The following is a 25,644-nucleotide window of genomic DNA, read 5'->3' as shown; positions in this document are numbered from 1 at the left end:
TCGCATAGGGTGGTGGCATGACGGCTGCGGCAACCCCTCCTGCGGTGCACGCGAGGGCGCCGGGCAAGATCAACGTCTTCATGAAGGTCGGCTCGCTCCTCGACGACGGCTACCACGACGTCGCGACCGCCTACCAGGCGATCTCCCTGTACGAGGAGGTCTTCGCGCGCGACGCCGACGACTTCTCGGTGCGCTTCCGCGGCCCCATCGACACGGCCGGGCTGGCGACCGACGGCAGCAATCTCGCCATCCGCGCGGCGCGGCTGCTCGCGCGCACGACGGACTACCGCGGTGGGGTGGCTCTCGACATCGAGAAGCACGTGCCGATCGCGGGCGGCATGGGCGGCGGCTCCGCCGACGCGGCCGCGACCCTCGTCGCGTGCGATCACCTGTGGGGCACCCGGCTCGGTCGGGATGAGCTGCAGTCTCTCGCTGCCGAGCTCGGCGCCGACGTTCCCTTCGCGCTCATGGGCGGCACGGCCGTCGGCACAGGCCGAGGCGACCGCCTCTCGCCCGCGCTCGCGCAGGGCACCTTCCACTGGGTGCTCGCCCTCGCCGACTCCGGACTCTCGACGCCCGAGGTCTACGCCGAGCTCGACCGGCATCGCGAGCGCCACGCGAGCGATATCGCTCCTGCTCCCGAGCAGCCCGCCGTCGAGGTCGAGGTGCTGCAGGCACTGCGCGCGGGCGATGCGCACCAGCTCGCCGAGTACCTCTACAACGACCTGCAGGCACCCGCGCTGCACCTGCAGCCCGAACTCGCGCAGACGCTCGAGCAGGGAGAGCTGCAGGGTGCGCTCGCGGGCATCGTCTCGGGGTCGGGCCCGACGGTCGCCTTCCTCGCGGCCGACGCGGATGCCGCGCTCGAGCTGCAGGTGGCGCTCAGTGCGTCCCAGTTGACGGTGCTGCGGGCGACGGGTCCTGTTCACGGCGCACGGGTCGTCTCGGGCTGACGCCGAGCAGGCTCAGCAGCACGATCGCGATCGCCCCGCCGACGAGGGCGATGTCGGCGACGTTGCCGACGAAGAACCCGAAGTAGTCGATGAAGTCGACGATCTCCCCGCGCGCGAAGCCGGGCTCGCGGAAGAGCCGATCGCCGAGGTGGCTGATCGCCCCGCCCAGGAGCGCTCCGCCGGCGAGAGCCCACGGCGCGCTCGAGATTCGGGCGACGAAGATCGCGATGCCGACGACGGCGATCGCCGCCACGATCGCGAGAATCCAGGTGTAGTCGCCGCCGATTCCGAAGGCCGCGCCCGGGTTGTAGACGAGGCGCCACTCGATCCAGTCGCCGATGACGGGGACGCCGACGCCGCGCTCGAGCGTCGCCTCGGCCCAGTACTTGGTGCCCTGGTCGAACAGGATGATGCTGGCCGCCCAGACGAGCGTCCACGGCAGCACACGGCGGATCGGGTGGGTCTCGATCGGCTCGTCGGCGGAGGCGGGGCTGGTGGGCGTCGGGGACGACTCGTCGGCGGGCATCCCCCTATTCTGCCCTGTGCGCGCGGGCTGCGCGTCAGAGCGAGCGCAGCACGATCGCCGAGCCCTGACCGCCGCCGCCGCACAGGGCCGCGGCACCCAGGGAGCCGGCACCGAGCACCTGGAGCCGGCGGGCGAGGTGCCCCACGAGGCGGGCGCCGGAGGCCCCGATCGGGTGGCCGAGAGCGATCGCGCCGCCGTGCGGGTTGATGAGTTCGTCATCGATGCCGAGCATGTCGGCGGACCGCACGGCCACGGAGGCGAAGGCCTCGTTGATCTCCACGCCCACGAGATCGTCGACACGCAGGCCGGCACGGCCGAGAGCCGCCTCGATCGCGCGGGCCGGCTGCTCGAGCAGGGAGAGGTCGGGCCCGGCGACGAGCGCGCCGCCCTCGACGCGTGCGAGCGGAGTGAGGCCGAGCTCGGCGGCGTACGACTCCTCCACGAGCACGAGAGCCGCCGCGCCGTCGGAGATCTGTGACGCGTTGCCGGCCGTGACGGTGCCGTCGCTCGCGAACGCGGGGCGCAGGCGCGCGAGCGACTCCACCGTCGTGTCGGCGCGCAGGCCGTCGTCGGCGGCGACTGTGCCGACCTTCGCCGAGGGCGTCACGGGTGCGATCTCGTCGGCGAGCAACCCGACCGAGGAGGCGAGGCGCGCGTGGGAGCGCGCTGCCCAGGCATCCTGCCGCTCGCGCGAGATGCGGGCGGTGGCAGTGTGGCCCTCCGTGAGCGAGCCCATCGAGGTGCGCTCGAAGGCATCGCTCAGGCCGTCGTGCTCGAGCGTGTCGACGACCTCCATCGCTCCGTAGCGGCGGCCCATGCGCGCATCGCGCAGCACGTGCGGCGCGAGCGTCATTGACTCCTGGCCGACCGCGACGACGATGCGCGCCTCGCCCGCGGCGATCGCGCGGGCGCCCGCGGCGACGGCCTCGCTGCCCGAGAGGCACACGGCGTTGAGAGTGGCGGCGGGGGTCGTGAGCGGGATGCCCGCCGCGACGGCGGTCTGGCGAGCCGGGTTCTGCCCCGCGCCGCCCTGGAGCACCTGGCCGGCGACGACGAGGTCCACCTGATCGGGCGAGACGCCGGCCCGCTCGAGCGCGGCCGTCGTCGCGTGTGCGCCGAGCTCGGTTGCGGAGAGGGCGGAGAACACGCCGCAGAACTTCACGAAGGGTGTGCGGGCGTACCCCGCGATGACGGTGCTCATGCGGCCTCCTCCAGCTCGACGGCGAACGGTGCACCCGTGTCGGACCGTAGCGCATCGAGATCTTCGGCCGGCGCAAGGCGGCGCAGCACGAGACCGCTCTCGGTGACGTCGAACACCGCGCGATCGCTCACGATGCGGTGCACGACGCCGACGCCCGTGAGGGGCAGGTCGCACTCCGCGACGATCTTCGGGCTGCCGTCCTTCGCGCAGTGCTCGGTGATGACGACGACGCGGGGCACGCCGGCGACGAGGTCCATCGCGCCGCCCATGCCCTTGACGAGCGTGCCGGGAATCATCCAGTTGGCGAGGTCGCCGCGGGCGGAGACCTGCAGGGCTCCGAGGATGGCGATGTCGACGTGGCCACCACGGATCATGGCGAACGACGTCGCCGAGTCGAAGTACGAGCCGCCGGGCAGAATCGTCACGGTCTGCTTGCCGGCGTTGATGAGGTCGGCGTCCTCCTCGCCCTCGACGGGGAAGGGGCCCATGCCGAGCATCCCGTTCTCGCTCTGCAGCCACACCGACACCCCGGGGGGCAGGAAGTTGGCGACGAGGGTCGGGATGCCGATGCCGAGGTTCACGTACTGCCCGTCGGCGAGCTCGAGCGCCGCGATCGCGGCCATCTCCTCACGCGTCCAGCTCATGTCAGCGACCTCCGTCTGTCTCGGCGCTCGCGGTTCGCGGGCGCGTCGTGCGCTTCTCGATGGGCTTCTCGCGGTCGCTCGCCAGCACGACGTGCTGCACGAAGACACCCGGGGTGTGAATCTCGTCGGGGTCGAGGTAGTCCTCCTCGATGATCTCCGCCTCGGCGAAGGTGACCCGGCCGCACATGGCGGCGAGCGGGTTGAAGTTGCGCGCCGTCTTCCGATACACGAGGTTGCCCTCGCGGTCGGCGCGGTGCGCGCGCACGAGGGCCACGTCGGCGACGATGCCGCGCTCGAGCACGTACTCGACGCCGTCGAGCTCGCGCGTGGGCTTGCCCTCGGCGACGGGCGTGCCGACCCCCGTGCGCGTGTAGAAGCCGCCGATGCCGGCGCCTCCCGCGCGCATGCGCTCGGCGAGCGTCCCTTGCGGCGCGAACTCCACCTCGAGCTCTCCCGAGAGGTACTGCTCGGCGAAGAGCCGGTTCTCGCCCACGTAGGAGGAGATGACGCGGCGCACCTGGCGGTTCTCGATGAGCAGGCCGAGCGCGACGCCGTCGACGCCCATGTTGTTGCTCACGATCGTGAGGTCCTTCACGCCCAGGTCGCGCAGCGCTTCGATAAGATCGGTGGGGTTGCCGCTGAGCCCGAATCCTCCGACGGCGATCGTCTGCCCGTCGGCGACGACGGGTTCGAGAGCCTCCGCCGCGGAGCTCCTGATCGTGCTGCTGCCCATGTCGACTCCTCCTCAGCGGGTCGCCGGTGACCACATTCTGATGAGTGCAGACGCTATCCAGCCCCTGCCGCACGGTCAATGTTTGTGCTCAATGTGGAATGCGGGCCAGGGATGGTCCATTATGTGGACATGGATGCTCCGCTCGAGCCGCGCGCCGGAACCCAGGTCGTCGCGCGCGTCGGCGCGGTGCTGCGTGCGGTGAGCGCCCACGCCCCCGCGCCGATCTCGACGAGCGAGGTCGCGGCCGCGACCCGGCTCACGCGCCCGACAGCCCACCGGCTGCTGAGCGCGCTCGCCACGGAGGGCTTCCTCGATCGCGATGGTGCCGGATGGGTCACAGGCCCCGAGCTCTACCTCATGGGCTCGATCGCGGCCGAGCGCTACGACATCGCCGAGCTCGCGCGCGAGCACGTGCGAGAGCTCGCCCGCCTCACGGGGGAGAGCGCGTTCCTCTCCGCGCGCCGGGGCGACGAGACCGTGTGCCTCCTGCGCGAGGAGGGCAGCTTTCCCATCCGCTCCTTCGTGCTGCACGAAGGCATCCGCTTCCCCCTCGGCGTCGCCTCGGCGGGCCTCGCGATACTCGCCTTCCTGCCTCAGGAGGAACGTGACGAGTACCTCGGGCGCGCGCGCCTCGACGGCGAGTGGGGAGCATCGCACTCCGTCTCCGAGCTCGTCGAACGTCTCGAGCGCACGCGTGCGGCCGGGTACTCGGTCAACCCCGGCCTCCTCGTCGAGGGCAGCTGGGGCATGGGCGCGGCCGTGTTCGACGAGCGAGGGCGCCCCGCGTGGGCGCTGTCTCTCACGGGCATCGAGTCGCGGTTCCGCGACGACCGCCGCCGCGAGCTCGGTCGCGCGCTCCTGCAGCACGCGCACGCGCTCTCGCAGCAGCTGGGGCGCAGGGGGAGCCCGTAGGCTTTCCCGAATGGCCCACCTGCTGGGAGCCGAGCAGCTCCGCGTCGAATACCCCACCCGCGTCGTCCTCGAAGGGGTCACGGTGGGCATCGGCGACGGCGACCGCATCGGCGTCGTCGGGCGCAACGGCGACGGCAAGTCGACCCTGCTGCGCATCCTCGCCGGCCTCCAAGAGCCCGACGACGGTCGCGTCACGCGCCGCCGTGGCGTGACCCTCGGGATGCTCGACCAGACCGATGACCTGGGAACAGGCCGCACGGTCATCGACACCGTCGTCGGCGATCGTGACGAGCACGAGTGGGCCGGAGACGCGAACGTGCGCGACGTGCTCGCGGGGCTCATCGCCGACATCCCCGGCAGCACCCTCGTCGACGACCTGAGCGGCGGCCAGCGCCGCCGCGTCGCCCTCGCCGCGCTCCTCAGCCACGAGTGGGACATCGTGGTGCTCGACGAGCCCACCAATCACCTCGACATCGGCGGCGTCGCGTGGCTCGCCGAGCACCTCAAGCGCCGATGGCCGCGCGGTCAGGGCGCCCTGCTCGTCGTGACGCACGACCGGTGGTTCCTCGACGAGATCAGCGAGGACACCTGGGAGGTGCACGACCGGATCGTCGAGCCCTTCGAGGGCGGCTACGCGGCCTACGTGCTGCAGCGCATGGAGCGCGACCGCCAGGCCTCGACGATGGAGGCCAAGCGCCAGAACCTCATGAAGAAGGAGCTCGCGTGGCTGCGCCGCGGCGCCCCCGCGCGCACGGCCAAGCCGAAGTTCCGCATCGAGGCCGCGAACGCGCTCATCGCCGACGTGCCGCCGCTGCGCAACACCGTCGAGCTCGCGCAGATGGCCACGTCGCGCCTCGGCAAGGACGTCATCGACCTGCTCGACGTCGGTGTGAGCTACGGCGACACCGAGATCCTGCGCGACGTCGAGTGGCGCATCGCGCCCGGCGAGCGCACGGGCATCCTCGGCATCAACGGAGCCGGCAAGTCGACGCTCCTCAAGCTCATCGACGGCTCGCTCAAGCCCACCACGGGCCGCGTCAAGCGCGGCAAGACGGTCGTCGTGGCGACCCTCGACCAGCAGCTCGGCGACCTGAGCGCCGTCGCCCACCAGCGCGTGAGCGCCGTCATCGCCGAGAAGCGCACGACCTACGTCACGGGCGGCAAAGAGCTCACGCCGGGGCAGCTGCTCGAGCGCATGGGCTTCACCTCGGCGCAGCTCTCCACCCCCGTGAAAGACCTCTCCGGTGGTCAGAAGCGCCGTCTCCAGTTGCTGCTCATCCTCCTGGACGAGCCCAACGTGCTCATCATGGACGAGCCCACCAACGACATGGACACCGACATGCTCGCGGCGATCGAGGACCTGCTCGACTCGTGGCCGGGCACCCTCGTCGTCGTGAGCCACGACCGCTACCTGCTCGAGCGCGTGACCGACAACCAGTACGCGATCCTGAACGGTCGGCTGCGCCACCTGCCGGGTGGGGTCGACGAGTATCTGCGCATCGCGGCGTCCGCCGCGGCGCCCACGGGGTCGCAGGATGCGGGGCGCGCGACCGTCGCCTCCGTCACGGAGGCGGGAGGAGCATCCGCGACCACGGCCCCCGTCTCTCGCCTGTCGGGAGCGGAGAAGCGCAACGCCGAGAAGGAGCTCGCCGCCGCCGAGCGCAAGATCGCGAAGCTGCAGGGCCAGGTCGACGCCCTGCACGTGCAGCTCGCCGAGCACGACCCCGCCGATTACGCCGGCATGGGTGCGCTGCACGAGCAGGTGCGCGGGCTCGAATCGCAGCTCGCGACCGTCGAGACGCGCTGGCTCGAACTCGGCGAGCTACTCGCCTAGCGAACATCCCCCGGCCGGGCCGACGACGCCCCGTGTAGTCTCGGAGTGACGCCGCAGTCTGCGTCACCTTCCCACACCCCCGGTTCGATCTGGACGCCGCTTGTGCCTGTGCGCCGCGGCCGCCGCTGAACCCGCAGGACTGCCTGCCGCGCGATGACGCGCTCCTGTCATGTCCTGCGCGCGCGATCCGCGCCCGATCGAAGGGTGACCTCCGTGTCCCTGCTGTCCAAGATTCCGTTCCGCCAGTCCCAGACGCTCGGCGCGCTGCGCAGCCCGCGCATCCTCACGCGCGAGGTGCTCGCGGGCCTCGTCGTCGCGATCGCGCTCATCCCCGAGGCGATCGCCTTCTCGATCATCGCGGGCGTCGACCCGCGCGTCGGGCTGTTCTCCTCGTTCGTCATGGCCGTCGCGATCGCCTTCCTCGGCGGACGCCCCGCCATGATCACCGCCGCGACGGGAGCGATCGCGCTCGTGATCGCGCCGGTCGCGCGCGAGTACGGCACCGACTACTTCATCGCCACGGTGATTCTCGGCGGGCTCATCCAGGTGGTCATGGCGGCGACCGGCTTCGCCAAGATCATGCGCTTCATTCCGCGCTCGGTGATGGTCGGCTTCGTCAACGCGCTCGCGATCCTCATCTTCACCGCGCAGCTGCCCTACCTGTTCGATGTGCCGTGGCAGGTCTACCCGCTCGTCGCGGTCGGCCTCCTCATCATGATCGGGATGCCCCGCCTCACGACGGTCGTGCCGGCACCGCTCGTCGCGGTCGTCGTCGTGACGGTTCTCGTCGCGTGGATGTCGATCACGGTTCCGACCGTGGGCGACCAGGGCGACCTGCCCGAGAGCCTGCCCGAGCTGCTCTGGCCGGACGTGCCGCTGAACCTCGAGACGCTCGGCATCATCGGCCCGTACGCGATCGCCCTCGCTGTCGTGGGTCTGCTCGAGTCGCTGCTGACGGCGAAGCTCGTCGACGACATCACCGACACCCCGTCGGGCAAGACCCGTGAGGCGTACGGCCAGGGCATCGCCAACGTGCTCAGCGGCTTCTTCGGCGGCATGGGCGGATGCGCCATGATCGGCCAGACGATGATCAACGTGAAGGTCTCGCGAGCGCGCACACGCCTCTCGACGTTCTTCGCCGGCGTGTTCCTCCTCGTCCTGGTACTCGCCCTCGGCGACGTCGTCGCGGCGATCCCCATGGCTGCGCTCGTCGCCGTCATGGTCATGGTGGCCTTCGCGACGTTCGACTGGCACAGCGTGCAGCTGGGCACGCTGCGGCGCATGCCGAAGAGCGAGACCTCCGTCATGGTGACGACGGTCGTCGCGGTCGTCGTCACGCACAACCTCGCCATCGGGGTCGGTCTCGGTGTGGTCGTCGCCATGGCGCTCTTCGCCCGCCGGGTCGCCCACTTCGCGACCGTGGAGCGGCGCATCGTCGACGCACTCGACGGAACGCAGTCGGCGCTGTACACGGTCGACGGGGAGCTGTTCTTCGCCTCGAGCAACGACCTCACGACGCAGTTCCACTACCGCGACGACCCCGAGTACGTCGTCATCGACCTCTCGCGCTCGCACATCTGGGACGCCTCGACGGTCGCCTCGCTCGACGCCATCACGACGAAGTACGAGCGCTACGGCAAGAGCGTCGAGATCATCGACATGAATGACGAGTCGTCAGCGCTGCACGGGCGCCTCGCCGGCCACCTCGGCGCCGGGCACTAGCGCGCCGAGAGGTGTCGAGTCGAGTGCTTCTGTCGAGTTGACGGTTCGCGACACTCCTGTTCGACAGAAACGCACAACTCGACGCGGCTGATCAGCGGGTGAGGCCCATCTGCAGGTCGACGCGGTAGCCGTGCTTCGTGGCGGCGATCATGATCGGGATGCGCGGCTTGTCGCCGCGACCCTCCAACCGGCGGATCGCCTCGTCGACCACACCCTCGAGCCCGCGCGGCACCGTGCCGACGACGCCGCTCACGCGGCGCCCGGCGAAGACGCGGATCTCGAGCGGAGCATCCACCTTATCCTGCTCCAGCGAGCGGGCCGGTGTCGCGGTGGTGAGCGTCTCAGGGTCTTCGCCGCTGAGGGCGGCGAGCTCGTCCTGGTGGGCGTCGCTACCGGCGAGCCGCATCGTCGTCGACTTCTTGTTCGGCACGAGGTCGTAGTCGTAGTCGTCGAGCGAGCCGCTGCCGCGGTCGCTCTTGGGCAGGTGCGCGTCGGCGCTGGAGGTGCGTCGCCAGAAGGGCATGCGCCGATGCTAGTGGGCGCCGCTGCGCTGCGTCTCGGGCTCGACGTGCGCGGCGGCGTCCGTGAGCGTGCCGGGCTCGCCGGGGTCGCCCGGCGTCTCGGCGACGACGATGACGGTGCGCGGGTAGAGCAGCACGGCGAGCCCGACGGCGATGGCTGCGCCGAGCAGTTGCGCGGCGATGAAGGGCGGGGCGCTCGCCGGGGCGATCCCTGCGAAGGTGTCTGACAGGATCCGCCCGATCGTGATGGCGGGGTTCGCGAAGCTCGTGGATGCCGTGAAGAAGTACGCCGAGCCGATGTAGGCGCCGACCGCGGGCGCCACCCAGTCGAGACGGTTCGAGCGCACGAGGGCGAGGATCACGAGCACGAGTCCCGCCGCGGCGACGACCTCCGCGAGAAGATTCGCTCCCGTCGCGCGCGCGGTCGTGCTGATCGTCACCGCGGGCAGGGCGAACATGGCGTTGCCGAGAATCGCGCCGGATGCGCACCCTGCGATCTGCGCGACGACGTACGCGGGGGCATCCCGCCACCGCATGCCGCCCAGGGTCGCGATGGCGAGGGTCACGGCGGGGTTGAAGTGCGCCCCGCCGACGGGGCCGAAGACGAGGATGAGCACCGTGAGGCCCATCGCTGTCGCGAGTGCATTGATGAGCAGCTGCACGCCGACGTCGGGCGTGAGGGTCGTCGCCATGATGCCGGAGCCGATGACGATCGCGGCGAGCAGAGCGCTGCCGAGGTATTCGGCGAGCAGGCGGCGGGGGAGCGGGGGAGGGGTCATGGGGTGCGGTCCTTCCGCTCAGACGGTCACGAGCAGGTGGGCGACGGAGTCGAGTGAGCCGGGCACGAGCCGGAAGTACGCCCACGTGCCGCGCTTCTCGCGCTCGAGGTATCCGGAGTCGACGAGCACCTTGAGGTGGTGCGAGACGGTCGGCTGGCTGAGGCCGAGCGGCTCGGTGAGGTCGCACACGCATGCCTCGGCGCCGTCGCTCGCGGCGACGATGGAGATGAGCCGCAGGCGCGCGGGGTCGGCGAGGGCCTTGAGGGAGCGGGCGAGGTCGTCGGCGTGGTCGGCGCTGATCGTGTCGCGCGTGAGGGGCGAGCAACAGGCCGTGACGTCGATGACGGGCAGCAGTTCTCGGGTGGTCATGCGAGCTTCCCCTCGTTCACCGCGCGTTCAATCGCGTGATGTTGCATTGACAGTGGTCGATGTCACCAGCGTATCCTGGCCATCGACGTCCATCAATACACCAGGTGCGATCCCCGCGCGGGGTCGGCCCGCCCACCCTGAGGGAGCGCCCGTGTCTGACACCCCCACCGTCCTATTCGTCTGCGTGCACAATGCGGGCCGCTCGCAGATGGCCGCGGGCTACTTGCGCCACTTCGCCGGAGACCGCGTCGAGGTGCTCTCGGCCGGCTCCGAGCCGAAGGATCAGATCAACCCGACCGCCGTCGAGGCGATGGCAGAGGAGGGCATCGACATCGCGAGCAACACGCCGAAAGTGCTCACGACCGACGCCGTGCGCGCCTCGGACGTCGTGATCACGATGGGCTGCGGCGACGCCTGCCCGATCTTCCCCGGCAAGCGCTACGAGGACTGGGAGCTCGACGACCCGGCCGGGCAGGGCATCGAGTCGGTGCGCGTGATCCGCGATGACATCAAGGCGCGCATCCAGGCTCTCGTCGCGGAGCTCGTCCCCGCCGCCTGAGCTGTTCTGGCCCTACGATGTGAGGGTGACCGAGCCTCTCGACGCCATTGCCATCGCCGCGGAGGTCTTCGCGTGGCTCGCGCTCCCCGTCGGCATCGTGCTACTCGTGATCGGCATCGGCCGCAGGTCCTGGTCGAGCCGCTACACGACCGCGAAGGCGGTCGTCGCGACGGTGCGCGAGCGCGATGCGAAGATCCGCTGGTTCGGCGAGGAGGGCGAGGTGCGCGAGAGCACGTCGCCGCTCACGGGCCAGATCCCGGCTGTCGGGGATGCCCGCACCGTCTGGGTGCACCCGTCGCGCCCCGACACTCCGCGCCTCGACGACCCCGCGCACGACGGGCGCGTGCTGCTGACTCTCGGCGGCATCCTCACGACGGTCGGCGCGATCGCGACCATCGTCGCGTTCGTGCTGCCGCTCATCGCGAGCGGCTGAACGTTCGCCGGCCCGCGCCGCCGAACACCGCCGTTTGTGGCACACGACGCGAAACGTTCTGCGGCGCGTGCCACACACGGCGGCGCGCAAGAGCTGGTTTAGGTCGGCAGCTCGTCGAAGCCGGCGCCGAGTGTGCGCAGCAGGTCGGCGAGCCGCGCCTGATCGGTGCGGGGCAGCCGCTCGAGCAGCTCGGCCTCGCTCTGCAGCAGCTCGCCGATCGCGCGATCCACGCGGCTGCGCCCCTCCGCCGACATCCTGACCCGGATGCTCCGCCCATCGTTCGGGTCGGTGCGACGCTCGACGAGCCCGCGCACGGTGAGCCGGTCGACGCGGTTCGTCATCGTGCCGCTCGACACGAGCGTCTGCTGCAGCAGGGCCTTGGGGCTCAGCTCATAGGGCTCGCCGGCGCGGCGCAGGGCTGAGAGCACGTCGAACTCCCAGGACTCGAGCTCGGAGGCCGCGAAGGCCGCCTTGCGCGCGCGGTCGAGGTGGCGCGCGAGGCGGCTCACGCGCGAGAGCACCTGCAGCGGCTCGACGTCGAGGTCGGGGCGTTCGCGCCGCCACGCCTCGACGATGCGGTCGACTTCGTCGCGGGCGGTCATCTGTTCATTATCGCGGGCGCGGCGCTCGCAGTCGGACGAGTGGATGCTGCGCTCGAGCTCGCGGCGAGCATCCCGCCCCGGCGCTGGTCTGGCGCTGCCCGCGCTCTGGCAGACTAGACGCGCGCGTTTCGCGTGATCCGCCTTGGTGTAACGGCAGCACGACAGCCTTTGGAGCTGTTAGGTCCAGGTTCGAATCCTGGGGGCGGAGCGGCGCCACAGCGCCGCTCCGGCGTGGCAGTTGCTCGCCATAAGTCAAGACTCGCCGCCGACTCCTCGCCGCTCCGGCGTGACAGTAGCTCGGGTCGAGCGCGAGCTGGGCGCCGAGACTTCGCCGCCGAACGACTGCCCCGCGAGAGCGCCCTTATGTAGCGGGAGGCGTGCAATGTTCAGGCACTTTCGCCACAAACGGTCACTTTCGCGAGCAACCGCCCGCGCCGGCGCGCACGCGTCGCGACGCACGGCCGCGGAAGATCGCGCACTTGCGGGTCAGGAAGCATTTCGCCTCTGCCCGACTCGCCAACCGCTTCAGCCCACTTCGGGGATCGGTAGCATGTCGCCCGTCTATTTGCCTGGCAAACGAAGGAGTCGCAATGGAGCCCACCGTAACGCTGACCGTCTCAGATGGTGTGGCCGAGATTGTGATCAACAGGCCAGGGGTGCTCAACGCACTCGACCTTGACACTGCTCGGCTCTGGTCATCGTCTGTCCGCGACGCCCTCGACGCAGACCAGGTGTCTGCGATTCTCTTGGCCGGTAGCGGCAAAGCCTTCTGTGCAGGAGGCGACGTCGAGGCCATCAGCCGAAGCGGCTCTGACTATGTGCATGAGCTCGCAACGGTCATGGCAGACGGTATCGCGTCGATCGTGTCGTCTCGAATCCCCGTCGTCGCTGCCGTGACCGGAGTCGTTGCCGGCGGAGGGCTAGGGCTTCTGCTCAGCTCTGACTACGCCGTAGCGTCGAGTGATGCTCGTATGGGGGCCTTGTATGCGGGCATCGGCATGACTCCGGATCTGTCGGTGTCAGCTTTACTCGGCAGGGCTGTCGGCGAGCGTCGTGCACTGGAGTTGCTGCTGAGTGACCGGATGCTCTCCGCTACGGAAGCGCGAGAATGGGGTCTTGTCGCCCAGGTCGTTGAGCCGCAGGAAGTGATGGAGCGTTCTCGGCGCATCGCGCGACTGTGGGTGGATCGGGCGCCATCGGCCTTCGGAGAGGCCAAGCGTCTCCTTCGGTCGGCGCCAGGCCGAACTCTGTCAGAGCAACTCACTGACGAGGCGCAGACCATAGCTGCCGCCGCGAGCACGACCGAAGCTATGCAGCTGATCGATGCATTCCTGAAGAGTCGGCGCTCGAGATAAAGAGTCGTCTGTCTCTAAGTGGACAAGCAAGCAATTGTTTGTTCTCAGCGGGCCAGGATACGATGCCACAAACGCGAGGAGGCCTAGGTGAAGATCGTTGTCTTGGTGAAGGAAGTGCCCGACACCTGGGGTGATCGTGTGCTCAACCTCGAGACCGGCCTTGCTGACCGTGCCGCCTCGGAGGCGGTTCTCGATGAGATCGGTGAACGCGCGATCGAGGTGGCGCTGAGTTACGCCGACGAGCACGACGACGCCGAGGTGGTGCTGTTGAGCATGGCTCCTGAGTCGGCCGCGGCCACGATTCGCAAGGGATTGGCGATGGGCGCGGCGTCGGCAGTGCACATTGTGGACGAGGCACTCCACGGCGCTGACCTCTCCTTGACCTCCGAAGTGTTGGCTGCCGCGTTGCGGAAGGCTGGCTTTGATCTGGTCATCACCGGCAACCAGTCAACCGACGGTGTTGCCGGAGTGCTTCCGGCGATGATCGCCGAACGCTTGGGCATTCCGCAGCTGACCGCCCTCACCGAGGTGACGATCGAGGCGGAGCGCGTGTCGGGTCGACGCGTCACCGATGTCGCGACGATGCAGGTGAGTGCGCCGTTGCCCGCATTGGTCTCGATCACTGAGGCGCTTCCCGACGCCCGCTTCCCGAACTTCAAGGGCATCATGGCGGCCAAGAAGAAGCCCTACGAGACGTGGTCGCTCGCCGATCTGGAGATCGATGGGGAGCGGGTGGATGTACCGCGCTCGATCATGACGGCGATCGCCGAGCGTCCGCCGCGTCAGGCTGGCGTGAAGATCGTTGATGAGGGGGATGCTGGTCAGAAGCTCGCTGACTTCCTCCGTGAGAACCGACTCGCCTGAGGAGTACCCCATGACCACATTTGCGAACGACTCCATTCTGGTGCTTCTCGACACCACGCCCGACGGTCAGCTGGCCGCGAGTTCTGCGGCCCTCGTGGGCGCTGCCAGTCAGGTTGGTACCCCCGTTGCTCTCGTCGTGGGTGAGGGGGCTGACGGGGCCGGAGCGCTCGGGGCCGCGCAGGTTCTGCACGCTGCCGCCGGTGATGGGCTCACCGTGCCGATGGTCGACGCGGTCGCGGCCGCGGTCGAGCTCGTGCAGCCGGAGGCCATCTTGATCTCCAACTCAATCGACGGTCGCGATGTTGCGGGTCGACTGGCAGCACGCCTCGGTCTTTCCGTGGCGGTGGATGCTGTGGACATCAGCCGAGACGACCAGGGCGTTGTCGCGCACCACTCGGTGTATGGCGGGGCGTACAACGTCCAGTCGGCCACCACCTTCGGGCCCTTGCTGGCTACCCTGCGTCAGGGCGCCGTCGAGACGCGGGCAACTGCGGCAGAGGCGCAGCTCATTCCTCTCGACGTTGCTGCCACTCAGGCTCCCGCCGCATCCATTGACTCGGTTGAGCCGGTCGTGGTGTCGTCGACGCGGCCAGAGCTGCGCAGTGCCGCTCGTGTGGTCTCCGGTGGTCGTGGTCTGGGGTCTGCCGAGAGCTTCGCGCTGGTGGAGTCACTGGCCGATGCCCTCGGGGCGGCGGTCGGCGCGTCGCGCGCAGCGGTGGATGCCGGCTATGTGCCGCATGCCCTGCAGGTCGGCCAGACCGGCGTCTCGGTGTCGCCCCAGCTGTACATCGCTGTGGGTATCTCGGGTGCCATTCAGCACCGTGCGGGCATGCAGACGGCCAAGACCATCGTGGCCATCAACAAAGACGCTGACGCCCCCATCTTCGATGTTGCTGACTTCGGCATCGTGGGCGATCTGTTCACCGTGCTGCCCCAGTTGCTGGAAGCGCTCGACGCGAAGAAGGGGTAGACAGCGTGGATGCCGAGAGCAGGACTCTTCGTCGCGGATTGCCCCGAGTGCCGGGGGGCGAGCCATGGCCCCCACTGAGCGGCGCCGCCTCAGCGCCTGGTGACCACACGCCTGCCGCCTCGACAGTCGTCGACGAGGTGTTTGCTGCACCCGTTGCTTCTGTTGTCGCATCCCCGGCGGCCGCCGAGGCAGCGCTGGCCGAGCCGGTCACGGCAACCCCCGTACAGAATGCTGCCGTCGCCGAGACGGGCGGCGCGGTCGCCACGGCCGGGATGCTCCGCCGTGGTCTCCCCCGCGTCGCTGGTGCTGCTCCCTGGCCGGGTGAGGTGGCGGCTCCTGCGTTCTACCCCGAGCGAGAGGCCACCGCGCCAGCGCACGAGACCGCTGCGCCCGCTCCGGCGCCGTCGAGCCCTGAACCACCCGCCGAGCAGCCCGCCGCACGGGCTCCGCGCTCGGTGCCGGCAGATGGTGCCCCTCGAGAGCAGAAGCGCTACGGCCGCTACACCCTGCAGCAGTGGGTCGGGGTCAGCGCCGTGCTCGCGATCGTGCTCGGCGTGCTGGCCACGGTTGCCGTTCTGACTGCCCGCTGGGCCCTGACCCTCGAGCCAGTGGCTGACTTCGTGCAGACCTTCCCGGGCGAGTACCACCTGCCCGAGGCGGCACCCGTGGGTATTCCCGCGTGGTTGGCCTGGCAGCACTTCTTCAACGCGTTCTTCATGCTGCTGATCATTCGCAGCGGTTGGGGGGTGCGTACGCAGAAGAAGCCGCCCGCCTACTGGACTCCGCGCAACCGCCCTGAGACGAAGGTCAGCCTTACGGTGTGGTTCCACCAGGGCCTCGATCTCCTCTGGCTGGTCAATGGCGCACTGTTCATCGTGCTGCTGCTGGCGACGGGCCACTGGATGCGGGTGGTGCCGACCTCTCTCGAGGTCTTCCCGAACGCACTGTCGGCCCTGCTGCAGTACATGTCCTTGGATTGGCCGACGGAGAACGGCTGGGTGAACTACAACTCGCTGCAGCAGCTGGCGTACTTCACGACCATCTTCATTGCAGCCCCCCTGGCCGCGATCACCGGCTTCAGGATGAGCACGCTCTGGCCCGCTCGGGCAGAGAAGCTCACGCGGGCGTACCCCATCGAGTGGGCCCGCGCCGTGCACTTCCCGGTGATGCTGTACTTCGTGGTGTTCATCGTGGTGCACGTTGCGCTGGTGCTGTCGACCGGCGCCCTGCGCAACTTGAACCACATGTATGCCGCGCAGGGCTCGGTTGACCCTGACGCCTTCGCCGACAACTGGACCGGCTTCTGGATGTTCCTGCTGTCGCTGGCGGTGTTCGTGGCGGCCTGGGTCGCGGCGCGGCCGATCGTGCTGGCCCCGATCGCGCGACTGTTCGGTTCGGTGTCATCGCGCTGACGACTCGGGCCTTGCGCGATAACCAAGCAAGCGCTTGACTAGGGGCATGTTCTCCGAGCTTGCCTTCTTCTCGTTCGTTCGCCTCACCGATCCGACGCAGCATCGGGCCTACAACGAGTGGCACCAGCTGGACCATCGGCCTGAGAACCTGGCGTTGCCGGGTGTCGCGTGGGGCGACCGGTGGGCTCGACGCGGCGACTGCGCCGAGAACTCCCGCGCGCAGGGTCCGCTTGTCGATGTCGACTACATGGCCATGTACTGGTTTCGACCGCCCGTCAGCGACGCTGTCGCGGCCTGGGATGCCCTCGGTGAAGCATCGTTTCAGTGGGGTCGCGGTCCGCTGATTCCGGGGGTGGAGCGGGCCATGCTCGCCTTCTTCCGACCGGTCAAGGGATACGCAGCGCCTCGAGCTCTGGTCTCGAGCGATGTGCTTCCCTATCGTCCCAACAAGGGTCTGCATGTGCGAGTGACGCACTTTGACGAGCCGCACAGTCTCGACGCACACGATGTCTTCCAGCGTGAAGACCGCGAGCTGATTCCCGACATGCTCGAGCTCGATGGTGTTGCCGGTGCCTGGACATTCTCATTCAGTCACTCCCAGCGACACTCTTCCCTCCCGCTGAACGGAGACGACGCGTATCGGCCGGGCAGTATTCGCATCCGCCTGGCCTATCTCGACGACGAGCCCGTGGCGGTTGCTGCCGAGATCGAGCGCCTCCAACGTGAGATGGGCGAGAGCCCCGTCGAGCGCGAGCTGCTCTCGAGCGCGGTGACCACGATCATTCCCTGGCAAGACTGGTGAGTTCGTCGCTCGAAGAGCGCCTGCAGGCGGTCGAAGACCATCTCGCGATCATGAACCTGCTCGCCGCATACGGGCCAGCAGCAGACGCTGCCGACTCTGAGGCGATTGCGGAGCTCTGGCATCCGGAGGGTAGCTACACCGTGGATGCCGTGACGATGGTCGGTGATGAGGTGCCAGCGCTCGTTGAGTGGGATGCTCATCGCGACTATCTCGCGGCGGGCTGCGCACACGTGCTCTCCACGCCGCGCGTCACCCTGCAGGGCGACCGGGCGCACGCGGTCAATCACTCCATCGTGCTGCGACACGACGGCAACGAGTGGGCTGCGGTGCGGGTGAGCGCCAATCGGTGGGAGCTGGAGAGGGTGGCGGGGTCGTGGAAGGTGCGACACCGCACCGCTCGGTTGCTGAACGGATCAGGGGAGGCCCGTGACCTCCTCCGGGGCATCGATCTCGAACCGTGACAGGGGCGACTCGCCGCGTGCCAACAGACGCTCGATTCCGGCGCGCCACGGCGTGAGGTAGCTCTCGAAGCGCGGGTCTGCAGTCGGGTCGACGGCGCCGAGCACATGGCGTGCTCGGTTCGGCCAGTTGGGGTCATCGAGCGCGGTTCGTCCGAGCAGCACGAGGTCAGCATCCCCGTGATCGATCAGCGCATCAGCCTGCTGGGGGTCGACGATTAAGCCCACCGTCGCGGTCGGGATGCCGACGCGCTCGCGCACGGCGCGGGAGAAATCGGCGTGGAAGGCGAAGCCGCGTCGCACGCGGGTGTCGACGCTGCGGTCGGTCGTGATGCCGCCCGACGAGGTGTCGATGATGTCGACTCCTGCCTCGGCCAGCCGTTCGGCAAAGACGACCGTGTCGTCGAGAGTGAGGCCTCCGTCAATGCCATCAACGGTCGACACGCGATACGACAGGGCCGTCTCGGCGGGCAGGCTCGCGCGCACGGCGCGGACGACCTCGAGCGGGTACCGCATGCGGGCCTCGGGCGTGCCCCCATACGCGTCGCTGCGATGGTTCGACAACGGCGAGAGGAAGGAGTGCAGCAGGTAGCCGTGAGCGCCATGCAGTTCGAGGAAACGAAAGCCGGCTTCGGATGCGCGGCGCGCCGCAGCCGCCCACAGGTCGAGGCTCGCCGTGAGCTCAGACTCGGAGAGCGCGCGAGGTGTGGGCCACTCGGGGCCCGCCGGGGCGGCGGAGGGTGCCTGCAGGGCCCAGGGTTCGCGACCGGGCTCTGTCTCGGACCACACCAGGGGCTGCCCGCCATGCCACGGTTCAGTCACGGCAGCTCGCCGTCCTGCGTGGCCAAGCTGGATTCCGGGAACCGAGCCCTGCTCGGTGAGGACGCCAGCGATGCGGCGGAGCCCCGGAAGGTGGTCGTCGCTCCACAAGCCCGCGTCGCGAGGCGAGATGCGGCCGGCGGGGGTCACCGCGGTGGCCTCCATCACGACGAGACCTGCGCCGCCGAGGGCGAAGCGTCCCAGATGAACCAGGTGGAAGTCAGTGACGGCCCCGTCAGTGGAGGAATACATGCACATCGGGGAGACCCCGACGCGGTTCGGGATCGTGACGCCCCGAAGCGTCAGGGGTCGAAAGAGGGCGGGGTCCGAGACCGGGGGTACAGCATCCATCACACCAGACTACCAAGCGCGTGCTTGGTAGGGGTCCAGAAGGTCAGCGCGCTCGGCGGGGGAGGGTGAAGGCCAGGAGGGCAGCCGCAGCGGCGAAGGTCGCGGTCACGGCGAAGGCGATGACCAGCCCAGACTCGGCGAGAAAGTCGGGATCGGCCGCACTCGGCACGGCCACGATGAGAAAGGCCAGCGTTGCGCTCGCCGTTGCGCCCGACAGCGAACGCACCACGGCGTTGACCGAGTTTGCTGAGGCCAAGGAATGCAGCGGCACCGCATCGTTGATGAGCGAGGGCATGGCGGCGAAGGCGAATGCGGTGCCGATTCCCACCAGCAGGGCACCCACCACGACAGCGACGATGTCGCCGTGCACGAGCAGACGGAAGACATAGGCCGAGGCGATGATTGCGCTTCCGAGGGCCAGAGTCGGGCGGCCACCCACTCGGTTCAGCAGCTTTCCGGCGAGGGGAGCGACGGAGAACATGGCGATGGCAGAGGGCATCAGAATGAGCCCTGCGCTGATGGCGGGAATGCCCAAGCCCATGTCGGTGTCGAGGGGTGCCCGCGCCTCGTGGATCGTCAGGAAATGGTTCGCGAACATGCCGAACGTGATCAAGAAGGAGGCGATGTTGATGATCACCACCGGCATGCCGAACGAGAGGCGGAGGTCGATGATCGGGCTGGCGATGCGCAGCGAGCGCACAATCCACGCCACGAGCGCGGTGAGGCAGATGACGACAGCGGCGAGCAGCTCGGCGCTCAGCGGGCCCCACACCAGCACCTTCGAGATGGCGATGAGGGCGGCGGTCAGAGTGATCGAGAGCAAGACTGCGCCGGCGATGTCGAAGCCGCCGGTCGCGCGGCCCGCTGGCTCGGGCAGCACCAGGATCACGAGCACGAGGAACACGGCTCCGGTCGCAGCCGAGAACCAGAAGAGGGCCGCGAGCCCGCCCAGGCTAGAGAGGACGCCGGAGAGGGGAAGGCCGAGCGCTGAGCCGATGCCGAGGGTGGCGCTGATGAACCCGATTCCGGAGTTGGATCGTTCGCGGCCGACGACCTCTCGGAGCAGGCTGATGCCGACCGGAATGATCGTTGCCGCCAGTCCTTGCAGCGCACGGCCGATGAGCACCGTGAGAAAGGTCATGCCGAGAGCCGCGATCAGCGAGCCCAGTACCAGGGAGGCGAGGGCGGCGATAAGGAGACGCCGACGCCCGAAGAGATCGGCGAGCCTGCCGATGATGGGGCTACCGACCGTCGAGGTCAGGAGCGTGATCGTCACGATCCAGGTGGCGTCGTTCGCCGAGATTCCGAGAACGCCGGGAATCTCGGGCAAGGTCGGCAGAATCAGCGTGAACTGCAGAGACGACAGCATGCCGGCGAGAGCGAGTACCGGAACGAGAGCTCGTTCCGTGCGCCACCGTCGCATACCCGCCTCCTTCTCGAAGCCTAGCAAACAAGCGTTTCCTTGGTTTTGGAATGGCCTTGCGCGCTCCGGCGAACTAGATTCGATGCATGGCAGTTGCGGGCTCGACCTCAGTACACCCTGCGAGCCAGGCCCAGCAAGTCGCCTGGGACTCCGGTGTCGCGGCGAATCCCGAACAGGTTGCTGAGGGCGTTTGGGCGATAGCCTCGCCGATCCCCCAGGGATCGCTCCCCGCCACGCTGACCTACGTTCTCGTCTCCGGAGACGGGTCCGTGCACCTCATCGATCCGGGGTGGGGTGGGGAGGCCGCCATGGGCGAGCTCGAGCGCTCACTGGGAGTCATCGGTTATTCGCTCGATGCCGTCGAGACGGTCATCGCGACGCACTTCCACCCCGATCACCTGGGGCTGTGCGCTGCGGTGCGCGAGCAGGTGGGCGCCCGAATCATCCTCTCGAGCACCGAACGGGCCGTTCTCGCACAGGAGACTGCACCATCCCGAGCAGACGAGCTCGATGTTCCGGCTCAGTTGACGCGATGGGGTGTACCCAGCGATCGCCAGGACGAGTTGTTGGCCTCGTTCGGGCGGTCGGCGGAGGTCGATGACCTTGAGCCCGACCTCACGATGCAGCACGGTGAGCGCCTCCCGATTGCCGAGCACGACCTCGAGATCATCGAGACCCCCGGGCACACCGGGGGACACGTCTGCCTGGTCGACCATCGCCGCCACCTGGTCTATTCCGGAGACCACGTACTGCCCCGTATCTTCGCGGGAATCGGGCTGGGCACTCTGCCCGACACCGACCCCCTCCACGACTACTTCACGTCGCTCGACCGTCTCGCGCCGATGGATGACTATCAGGTGCTGCCCGGGCACGAGTTTCGCTTCATCGGGCTCGAGGGTCGCCGTGAGGAGATCGTGAACCACCACCTGCGTCGCACTCGCGAAGTGGCGGCGCTCGTGCCGACACTGGGCGACGCTCCCGTCTGGGAATACGCACGTCGTCTGACCTGGACGGCGGGATGGGACGGCATGCACGACTTCTGGCTACACTCCGCCCTCCGGCAGACCGAACTGCACAAGGAGTTCGTCGAGACCGGCCGCGCGGAGCGTTGGCTGTCGGTCGCCGCTAGTCGCGACGGATGACGCGGCGCCGCATGCGCCAGCCGTCCACCGTCTTCGTGAACTCGTCGTCGTACCGGCCCATCGTGACAAGTTCTGGCGTGGCGTCGGTCGAACGGTAGTAGCGAAAGTAGCTCGTCGCCCGCGCGGTGTCGCCGTCGACCCGAATGTCGATGCTCGAGATGTCGTGCATCGTGTGGCTGCCGGGGCCCTGCATTCCGCTCGCGCGTCGCTCATGCACCCCGGCAGCGAGCTCGTCGTAGCCGCGGCGAACCTGCGGCGCAAGGTCGAGGCCGCGGCCGTTCTTCAGCTCCCAACTGGCGTCTGCGGTGAAGCAAGCCAGGTACTCGGCGACCTCTCCGTCGTCGGCCAAGTGGGCAATGCGCGCGAGCAGGCTCGTGATGGCCAGGCGCGCAGTCAGGTCGTGCAGCTCGGTGCTCATGCGGGGGCGCCCTCTCGGTGGGCGGCGAGCCAGCCGTTGAGGTGCCGCCGAAAATCGTCGGGAATACGAACCGGGCGCTGGCTGAGATCAACGGTCACCGCAGTGTTGGATGCGGTGGCCACCAGAACGTCATCGCTCAGGCGACGCATCTCGAAGTCGAAGCGGAACGAACTGGTGCCGATCTCACCCAAGCGCAGGTCGATTCTGATCTCATCGAACAGGCGCGCGGCGGCGAGGTAGTCGCAGCGCGTCGCGCGCGAGACCGTCCACCAGCCGAAGCGTTCGGCCAGAGTGTCCTGACGAAAGCCCTGCATAAAGAGAAACTCGCTCTGCAGGCCTTCCATTTTCGGAAACCACGAACCGTAGTACAGGATGCCCGCGGGGTCGGTGTCGGCGTAGCTCAAGCGGATGGTGTGACTGTGCAGCACCGAAGCGGCCGTGCTCACTGCGTGACCGTCCAACCCCCGTCAACCGGCAGAAAGACACCGTTGATGTACCCGGCGAGGGGAGAGAACAGGAAGAGCGTCGCCCACGCGATGTCGTCGGCCGTCGCCATGCGCTTGAGGGGGATTCGCTCGAGCACGCGATTGCCGATCTCACTTGCCTTGAACGAGGCGAGCCGGGGGGTGTCTGTCATACCCGGTGCCACGCCATTGCTGCGAAACTCGTGGGCGCGGTGCGCTGCCAGGTGTCGCACGTAGCCCATGAGGCCCGCCTTTGCCGTGGAGTACCAGTCGACATCGGTGCCGACGAGGTTGCCCGCAACCGAGGTGGTGACAACCATGGCTGCGCCTTCGGGCAGGCCACTCGCGGCCCAGGTGTCGGTCATCCGGCGCACACTGCCCAGGGAGATGTGGATGGCCCGGTCGAACTCGAGTGGGTGTGCTGAGGCGGGTCCGGCGTTGTTGTGCAGATAGCGAACGGGACCGAGAGCCTCGACCGCATCGCGCAAGCCGGTGGTCACGATCTCGGGATCCGACACGTCGCCGACCCATGCGCGCGCGGTTCCTCCCGCGGCAGTGATGAGGTCGACCGTCTCGTGCACTCCCCCGGGGGCAATGTCCCAGGCGCTCACGCGCAGTCCCTGTTCGGCCGCGCGCAAGGCCGTGGCTCGGCCGATGCCGCTTCCCGCCCCTGTGATCAAAATCGTGTCGTCGGCCGTGAAGCCGAGTTGTGCATCGCCCATGACGCTCCTCCACTACCAAGCATTTGCTTGCTAACTGATCGTAGCCGGGAACGCTCGACAGTCCTAGCCTCAGTGCTCGCTGAGCACGAAACCGGCGTAACCCGCGCCCGCAACGTCGTCGCACCGCTCGATGTAGGGGCGGAAGCCGCCGATGTAGGGCAAGAAACCGCGCGCCTTCCCCTCGACGTTCGCGCCCGTGTACCAGGAACGGGTTGATCCGAAGAAGGATCGACTCGCGAGCTCTCGACCGTGCTCAGTCCACTCGAGCGCGGCGTCCCATCGAGCCTCGGCAGAGGTGAACCCCGTCTGTGCGCAGTGATCGATGAGGCGCAGGGCGAAGTCTCCCTGCTGTTCTGAGCACAGCGCCATGTTCGACAGCACACTGGGAGAACCGGGTCCGTTGAGTGACAGCAGATTCGGAAAGCCGGGAATGCCGATGCCCAGCAGCGTCGTGGGGCCGCCTTTCCACTCATCTCGAAGCAGGCGGCCGTCACGACCTCGAATGTCAGCCTCGGTCAAGGCGCCTGTCATCGCATCGAACCCCGTGGCGTAGACGATCACGTCGTGTTCACGAAACGTCGAGCTCGTGGTGATGCCCCTCTCTGACACCGCTGTGATGGGCTCACGCTGGAGGTTCACGAGATGCACGTGCTCCTGATTGAAGGTCTGGTAATAGCCAGAGTCGGTGCAGATGCGCTTCGTGCCCAGGGGGTGGTCGTGGGGGGTCAGGTCGGCGAGGGTGTGCGGATCGTCCACCAGTGTCGCGAGCTGACGTTCGAAGAACTCCGTCGCCGCTGCGTTAATCTCCGCATCGCCGGTGAGGCCCTGAAAGGCCTTGGCGAAGAGAACCCCGCCCCGAGTCCAGAACTCTTCGAAGACCGCTTCGCGCTCGTCGGGAGACGCCTCGTGGAAGGGCACGGGGTGGCTGGTCCACGGAGAGCCCGCCAAGCTGTTCCACGATGCGCGACGGCGTTCGGGATAGTCGGCGAGCGCAGCCAGCCACTCGTCGTCGTCAATATTGCGATTGAAGGCGGGCACGCTGTAATTGGCCGTGCGCTGATACACGACAACCTCGGAGCCTGCTGCCGCCAGGTGGGGCAGAGCCTGAATGCCCGACGACCCGGTGCCGATCAGCGCGATGCGCTTGCCGCGGAGGTCGGGATGCTCGATCGGCCAGGCCGCCGTCTGGTAAACCTCGCCCCGGAAGGTGTCACGACCCGGAAGGTCGGGCAGGATCGGCGCCGACAGGCTGCCGGTGGCCATGACGAGCCATCGACTCTCGACGACCGAGCCAGCGTCGGTGCGCACAGTCCAGGTGTGCGTCGTCTCGCTCCAGTCGGCGCTGAGCATCCGTTCACCGAATCGATAGTGCTGACGAACGTCGTAACGGTCTGCGACATGCTCCAGATAGCGCAAGATCTCGGGTTGCGTCGCGTAGCGCTCGCTCCACCGCCACTCTCGCTGAAGGTCGTCGTCGAACGAGTAGGAGTAGTCAAGACTCTCGACATCGCAGCGCGCGCCCGGGTAGCGATTCCAGTACCAGGTGCCGCCAACGTCGCTCGCGGCATCGATTCCCACGGTGGTGAGCCCACGGCGCTGGGCGTGAAGGGTGGTGTAGATGCCAGCGAAGCCGGCGCCAATGATCACCAAATCGACGGGGGCAGTGCTCATCAGGGGGTCTCCTCTGCAGTGGCGGACAGCGCATCGGCGAGGTCGGACCACAACAGGTGTGCGGCTGACTCGCTCGGGGCGTAGTTCGGAATCGTGGCGAAGCCGTGGAACTGATCCGGGTAGTGACGATGGGTGGTGTGCACGCCAGCGCGACTGAGCAGCTGTGCGTAGTCGCGTCCCTCGTCGCAGAGTGGATCGCGCCCCGCTGTCACGACAATGGCTGGCGGTAGCCCGTCATGACGCTCGGCGAGGCTCGGGTTCACGTCAGCGGTGATCGCCGAGCGAGGCTCATCGCCGAGGTAGACCTCCCAGTAGTACGACAGGAGGCGGCCGGTGACAAACGTGCCCGTGGCGAGTGCCCGGTGGGACTCGCTCGACATCGTCGGATCGAGAAAGGGATAGAGCAAAACCTGTGCGCGGACCGGAGAGTGACCTCGGTCGCGAAGACGGAGGCTGGCGATCGCCGCGAGGGTGGCGCCGGCACTGTCGCCAGCGAGAACCACCTCGGTGCCCAACCCTTCACGCAGTACCCAGTCGACGGCGGCCAGCACATCGTCGACACCCGCGGGCGCTCGGTGCTCGGGTGCGAGGCGATAACCAACGGAGACGACGATGGTGCCGGTGCCGCGCGACCAGCGCCGGCAGAAGCCATCGTGGCTGGCGATCGAACCGTGCAGAAAACCGCCGCCGTGGGCAAAGACGGTTACTGGCGCTCCGGCCCGAGGGGAGTGCGGCACATACACCCGCACCGGCACGCCGTGGTCGTCGATTCGGTGATCGGTCGCTCCGGCCACGTCATCCAGATTGTCGGGAGTCCTCACGCGAGCGTCGGCGGTCGCACGCGCCTCCAGCGGCGGCAGCGCAGCGAGGTCGGGAAAGTTCTCGTTGAGCAGCTCGATCATGCGCTGGGTCTGCGACATGGGATCTCCTTCGATCGGTATGCCAGGTGAGCATAATACTATTAGGCATAGTTACCGGAAGATGT

Annotated in this window: 28 protein-coding genes and 1 tRNA gene; 14 read left to right on the top strand and 15 right to left on the bottom strand. The window is 68.4% G+C overall.

Going from position 1 to position 25,644, the window contains the following annotated elements; all coding sequences use genetic code 11:
- Nucleotides 1-17 precede the first annotated feature (17 nt).
- A complete protein-coding gene (locus tag FK219_RS02855; RefSeq protein WP_152582193.1) occupies nucleotides 18-953 on the top strand; it encodes a 4-(cytidine 5'-diphospho)-2-C-methyl-D-erythritol kinase in 936 nt (311 codons plus the stop codon).
- Here FK219_RS02855 and FK219_RS02850 read toward each other — a convergent pair.
- From FK219_RS02850 to FK219_RS02835, 4 genes are read right to left on the bottom strand one after another with little or no spacing between them, the layout of a single operon-like run.
- Nucleotides 883-1,479 (bottom strand): signal peptidase II, encoded by a 597-nt coding sequence (locus tag FK219_RS02850; protein ID WP_152582192.1) that lies wholly within the window; start codon nucleotides 1,477-1,479, stop codon nucleotides 883-885. The genes FK219_RS02855 and FK219_RS02850 overlap by 71 nt on opposite strands.
- Nucleotides 1,480-1,513: 34 nt before the next feature.
- Entirely contained in the window at nucleotides 1,514-2,680 is a 1,167-nt protein-coding gene (locus tag FK219_RS02845; RefSeq protein WP_152582191.1) for an acetyl-CoA C-acyltransferase, read from the bottom strand.
- On the bottom strand, nucleotides 2,677-3,324 hold the full coding sequence (locus tag FK219_RS02840; protein ID WP_152582190.1) for a CoA transferase subunit B: 648 nt from the start codon (nucleotides 3,322-3,324) through the stop codon (nucleotides 2,677-2,679). Before FK219_RS02840 ends, FK219_RS02845 begins: the two co-directional genes overlap by 4 nt.
- A 1-nt stretch (nucleotide 3,325) precedes the next feature.
- A complete protein-coding gene (locus FK219_RS02835; RefSeq protein WP_152582189.1) occupies nucleotides 3,326-4,057 on the bottom strand; it encodes a CoA transferase subunit A in 732 nt (243 codons plus the stop codon).
- A gap of 129 nt (nucleotides 4,058-4,186) precedes the next feature.
- Between FK219_RS02835 and FK219_RS02830 the strand changes: the two genes are divergently transcribed.
- The 3 genes from FK219_RS02830 to FK219_RS02820 all read left to right on the top strand — a co-directional run bounded on the left by FK219_RS02830 (nucleotide 4,187) and on the right by FK219_RS02820 (nucleotide 8,525).
- Nucleotides 4,187-4,969, top strand: coding sequence for an IclR family transcriptional regulator (locus FK219_RS02830; protein ID WP_152582188.1), 783 nt, complete (start codon nucleotides 4,187-4,189; stop codon nucleotides 4,967-4,969).
- A 10-nt stretch (nucleotides 4,970-4,979) separates the two neighbouring features.
- Nucleotides 4,980-6,803 carry an ABC-F family ATP-binding cassette domain-containing protein gene (locus tag FK219_RS02825; protein WP_152582187.1) on the top strand — a complete coding sequence of 608 codons (1,824 nt, stop codon included), beginning with the start codon at nucleotides 4,980-4,982 and terminating at the stop codon, nucleotides 6,801-6,803.
- Nucleotides 6,804-6,956: 153 nt separating this feature from the next.
- Nucleotides 6,957-8,525: a SulP family inorganic anion transporter gene (locus tag FK219_RS02820; protein ID WP_152582186.1), complete on the top strand. Its 1,569-nt coding sequence runs from the start codon at nucleotides 6,957-6,959 to the stop codon at nucleotides 8,523-8,525.
- 91 nt (nucleotides 8,526-8,616) lie between these two features.
- On the opposite strand, the gene FK219_RS02815 is transcribed toward FK219_RS02820, so the two are convergent.
- The 3 genes from FK219_RS02815 to FK219_RS02805 are packed head-to-tail and all read right to left on the bottom strand — an operon-like array spanning nucleotide 8,617 to nucleotide 10,194.
- A complete protein-coding gene (locus FK219_RS02815) occupies nucleotides 8,617-9,048 on the bottom strand; it encodes a hypothetical protein (protein ID WP_152582185.1) in 432 nt (143 codons plus the stop codon).
- Between the two features lie 9 nt (nucleotides 9,049-9,057).
- Nucleotides 9,058-9,825: an MIP/aquaporin family protein gene (locus FK219_RS02810; RefSeq protein ID WP_152582184.1), complete on the bottom strand. Its 768-nt coding sequence runs from the start codon at nucleotides 9,823-9,825 to the stop codon at nucleotides 9,058-9,060.
- A gap of 18 nt (nucleotides 9,826-9,843) precedes the next feature.
- Entirely contained in the window at nucleotides 9,844-10,194 is a 351-nt protein-coding gene (locus FK219_RS02805) for an ArsR/SmtB family transcription factor (protein WP_152582183.1), read from the bottom strand.
- A 151-nt stretch (nucleotides 10,195-10,345) separates the two neighbouring features.
- Between FK219_RS02805 and FK219_RS13570 the strand changes: the two genes are divergently transcribed.
- Together FK219_RS13570 and FK219_RS02795 are read left to right on the top strand one after the other, a co-directional pair.
- Nucleotides 10,346-10,753, top strand: coding sequence for an arsenate reductase ArsC (locus FK219_RS13570; protein ID WP_152582182.1), 408 nt, complete (start codon nucleotides 10,346-10,348; stop codon nucleotides 10,751-10,753).
- 25 nt (nucleotides 10,754-10,778) lie between these two features.
- Nucleotides 10,779-11,186 carry a hypothetical protein gene (locus tag FK219_RS02795; protein WP_152582181.1) on the top strand — a complete coding sequence of 136 codons (408 nt, stop codon included), beginning with the start codon at nucleotides 10,779-10,781 and terminating at the stop codon, nucleotides 11,184-11,186.
- Nucleotides 11,187-11,284: 98 nt separating this feature from the next.
- On the opposite strand, the gene FK219_RS02790 is transcribed toward FK219_RS02795, so the two are convergent.
- Nucleotides 11,285-11,788 carry a MarR family winged helix-turn-helix transcriptional regulator gene (locus tag FK219_RS02790; RefSeq protein WP_152582180.1) on the bottom strand — a complete coding sequence of 168 codons (504 nt, stop codon included), beginning with the start codon at nucleotides 11,786-11,788 and terminating at the stop codon, nucleotides 11,285-11,287.
- Between the two features lie 136 nt (nucleotides 11,789-11,924).
- Between FK219_RS02790 and FK219_RS02785 the strand changes: the two genes are divergently transcribed.
- From FK219_RS02785 to FK219_RS02755, 7 genes are all read left to right on the top strand, one after another.
- Nucleotides 11,925-11,996, top strand: a tRNA-Gln gene (locus FK219_RS02785).
- 382 nt (nucleotides 11,997-12,378) lie between these two features.
- Entirely contained in the window at nucleotides 12,379-13,143 is a 765-nt protein-coding gene (locus tag FK219_RS02780) for an enoyl-CoA hydratase/isomerase family protein (RefSeq protein ID WP_152582179.1), read from the top strand.
- An 87-nt stretch (nucleotides 13,144-13,230) separates the two neighbouring features.
- Nucleotides 13,231-14,007 (top strand): electron transfer flavoprotein subunit beta/FixA family protein, encoded by a 777-nt coding sequence (locus tag FK219_RS02775; RefSeq protein ID WP_152582178.1) that lies wholly within the window; start codon nucleotides 13,231-13,233, stop codon nucleotides 14,005-14,007.
- Nucleotides 14,008-14,017: 10 nt separating this feature from the next.
- Nucleotides 14,018-14,977, top strand: a complete 960-nt coding sequence (locus FK219_RS02770) for an electron transfer flavoprotein subunit alpha/FixB family protein (RefSeq protein ID WP_152582177.1) — start codon at nucleotides 14,018-14,020, stop codon at nucleotides 14,975-14,977.
- A 533-nt stretch (nucleotides 14,978-15,510) separates the two neighbouring features.
- The gene (locus FK219_RS02765; RefSeq protein WP_328821580.1) at nucleotides 15,511-16,389 is read left to right on the top strand and encodes a cytochrome b/b6 domain-containing protein; all 879 of its coding nucleotides are present in this window, start codon (nucleotides 15,511-15,513) and stop codon (nucleotides 16,387-16,389) included.
- Nucleotides 16,390-16,435: 46 nt separating this feature from the next.
- Nucleotides 16,436-17,191, top strand: a complete 756-nt coding sequence (locus FK219_RS02760) for a hypothetical protein (RefSeq protein ID WP_152582175.1) — start codon at nucleotides 16,436-16,438, stop codon at nucleotides 17,189-17,191.
- On the top strand, nucleotides 17,188-17,652 hold the full coding sequence (locus FK219_RS02755; RefSeq protein WP_152582174.1) for a nuclear transport factor 2 family protein: 465 nt from the start codon (nucleotides 17,188-17,190) through the stop codon (nucleotides 17,650-17,652). Before FK219_RS02760 ends, FK219_RS02755 begins: the two co-directional genes overlap by 4 nt.
- On the opposite strand, the gene FK219_RS02750 is transcribed toward FK219_RS02755, so the two are convergent.
- Both FK219_RS02750 and FK219_RS02745 read right to left on the bottom strand, forming a co-directional pair.
- The gene (locus FK219_RS02750; protein ID WP_152582173.1) at nucleotides 17,605-18,819 is read right to left on the bottom strand and encodes an NADH:flavin oxidoreductase/NADH oxidase; all 1,215 of its coding nucleotides are present in this window, start codon (nucleotides 18,817-18,819) and stop codon (nucleotides 17,605-17,607) included. The genes FK219_RS02755 and FK219_RS02750 overlap by 48 nt on opposite strands.
- A gap of 43 nt (nucleotides 18,820-18,862) precedes the next feature.
- Entirely contained in the window at nucleotides 18,863-20,242 is a 1,380-nt protein-coding gene (locus FK219_RS02745) for an MFS transporter (RefSeq protein WP_152582172.1), read from the bottom strand.
- Between the two features lie 86 nt (nucleotides 20,243-20,328).
- Here FK219_RS02745 and FK219_RS02740 point away from each other — a divergent pair, with 86 nt between their 5' ends.
- Nucleotides 20,329-21,384, top strand: a complete 1,056-nt coding sequence (locus FK219_RS02740; protein WP_152582171.1) for an MBL fold metallo-hydrolase — start codon at nucleotides 20,329-20,331, stop codon at nucleotides 21,382-21,384.
- Here the strand turns inward: FK219_RS02740 and FK219_RS02735 are convergent.
- The 5 genes from FK219_RS02735 to FK219_RS02715 all read right to left on the bottom strand — a co-directional run bounded on the left by FK219_RS02735 (nucleotide 21,368) and on the right by FK219_RS02715 (nucleotide 25,579).
- Nucleotides 21,368-21,802, bottom strand: coding sequence for a nuclear transport factor 2 family protein (locus tag FK219_RS02735; RefSeq protein WP_152582170.1), 435 nt, complete (start codon nucleotides 21,800-21,802; stop codon nucleotides 21,368-21,370). The two genes, FK219_RS02740 and FK219_RS02735, sit on opposite strands and share 17 nt — an antisense overlap.
- Nucleotides 21,799-22,248 (bottom strand): acyl-CoA thioesterase, encoded by a 450-nt coding sequence (locus tag FK219_RS02730; protein WP_165638020.1) that lies wholly within the window; start codon nucleotides 22,246-22,248, stop codon nucleotides 21,799-21,801. The genes FK219_RS02735 and FK219_RS02730 overlap by 4 nt, the downstream gene beginning before the upstream one ends.
- Nucleotides 22,245-22,988, bottom strand: a complete 744-nt coding sequence (locus FK219_RS02725) for an SDR family NAD(P)-dependent oxidoreductase (protein ID WP_152582168.1) — start codon at nucleotides 22,986-22,988, stop codon at nucleotides 22,245-22,247. Before FK219_RS02725 ends, FK219_RS02730 begins: the two co-directional genes overlap by 4 nt.
- Nucleotides 22,989-23,057: 69 nt before the next feature.
- On the bottom strand, nucleotides 23,058-24,659 hold the full coding sequence (locus FK219_RS02720; protein WP_152582167.1) for a flavin-containing monooxygenase: 1,602 nt from the start codon (nucleotides 24,657-24,659) through the stop codon (nucleotides 23,058-23,060).
- A complete protein-coding gene (locus FK219_RS02715) occupies nucleotides 24,659-25,579 on the bottom strand; it encodes an alpha/beta hydrolase (RefSeq protein WP_152582166.1) in 921 nt (306 codons plus the stop codon). The genes FK219_RS02720 and FK219_RS02715 overlap by 1 nt, the downstream gene beginning before the upstream one ends.
- Nucleotides 25,580-25,644 lie beyond the last annotated feature (65 nt).

It is taken from the genome of Microcella pacifica (genome assembly GCF_009371975.2).
Taxonomy (GTDB): Bacteria; Actinomycetota; Actinomycetes; order Actinomycetales; family Microbacteriaceae; genus Microcella; species Microcella pacifica.
This window is presented reverse-complemented; position numbering and strand designations above follow the sequence as displayed.

Coding starts and splice junctions, on each gene's coding strand:
- FK219_RS02855 (WP_152582193.1), top strand. CDS start 18: ATGACGGCTGCGGCAACCCCTCCTGCGGTGCACGCGAGGGCGCCGGGC.
- FK219_RS02850 (WP_152582192.1), bottom strand. CDS start 1,479: ATGCCCGCCGACGAGTCGTCCCCGACGCCCACCAGCCCCGCCTCCGCC.
- FK219_RS02845 (WP_152582191.1), bottom strand. CDS start 2,680: ATGAGCACCGTCATCGCGGGGTACGCCCGCACACCCTTCGTGAAGTTC.
- FK219_RS02840 (WP_152582190.1), bottom strand. CDS start 3,324: ATGAGCTGGACGCGTGAGGAGATGGCCGCGATCGCGGCGCTCGAGCTC.
- FK219_RS02835 (WP_152582189.1), bottom strand. CDS start 4,057: ATGGGCAGCAGCACGATCAGGAGCTCCGCGGCGGAGGCTCTCGAACCC.
- FK219_RS02830 (WP_152582188.1), top strand. CDS start 4,187: ATGGATGCTCCGCTCGAGCCGCGCGCCGGAACCCAGGTCGTCGCGCGC.
- FK219_RS02825 (WP_152582187.1), top strand. CDS start 4,980: ATGGCCCACCTGCTGGGAGCCGAGCAGCTCCGCGTCGAATACCCCACC.
- FK219_RS02820 (WP_152582186.1), top strand. CDS start 6,957: ATGACGCGCTCCTGTCATGTCCTGCGCGCGCGATCCGCGCCCGATCGA.
- FK219_RS02815 (WP_152582185.1), bottom strand. CDS start 9,048: ATGCCCTTCTGGCGACGCACCTCCAGCGCCGACGCGCACCTGCCCAAG.
- FK219_RS02810 (WP_152582184.1), bottom strand. CDS start 9,825: ATGACCCCTCCCCCGCTCCCCCGCCGCCTGCTCGCCGAATACCTCGGC.
- FK219_RS02805 (WP_152582183.1), bottom strand. CDS start 10,194: ATGACCACCCGAGAACTGCTGCCCGTCATCGACGTCACGGCCTGTTGC.
- FK219_RS02790 (WP_152582180.1), bottom strand. CDS start 11,788: ATGACCGCCCGCGACGAAGTCGACCGCATCGTCGAGGCGTGGCGGCGC.
- FK219_RS02780 (WP_152582179.1), top strand. CDS start 12,379: ATGGAGCCCACCGTAACGCTGACCGTCTCAGATGGTGTGGCCGAGATT.
- FK219_RS02770 (WP_152582177.1), top strand. CDS start 14,018: ATGACCACATTTGCGAACGACTCCATTCTGGTGCTTCTCGACACCACG.
- FK219_RS02760 (WP_152582175.1), top strand. CDS start 16,436: ATGTTCTCCGAGCTTGCCTTCTTCTCGTTCGTTCGCCTCACCGATCCG.
- FK219_RS02750 (WP_152582173.1), bottom strand. CDS start 18,819: ATGGATGCTGTACCCCCGGTCTCGGACCCCGCCCTCTTTCGACCCCTG.
- FK219_RS02745 (WP_152582172.1), bottom strand. CDS start 20,242: ATGCGACGGTGGCGCACGGAACGAGCTCTCGTTCCGGTACTCGCTCTC.
- FK219_RS02740 (WP_152582171.1), top strand. CDS start 20,329: ATGGCAGTTGCGGGCTCGACCTCAGTACACCCTGCGAGCCAGGCCCAG.
- FK219_RS02735 (WP_152582170.1), bottom strand. CDS start 21,802: ATGAGCACCGAGCTGCACGACCTGACTGCGCGCCTGGCCATCACGAGC.
- FK219_RS02725 (WP_152582168.1), bottom strand. CDS start 22,988: ATGGGCGATGCACAACTCGGCTTCACGGCCGACGACACGATTTTGATC.
- FK219_RS02720 (WP_152582167.1), bottom strand. CDS start 24,659: ATGAGCACTGCCCCCGTCGATTTGGTGATCATTGGCGCCGGCTTCGCT.
- FK219_RS02715 (WP_152582166.1), bottom strand. CDS start 25,579: ATGTCGCAGACCCAGCGCATGATCGAGCTGCTCAACGAGAACTTTCCC.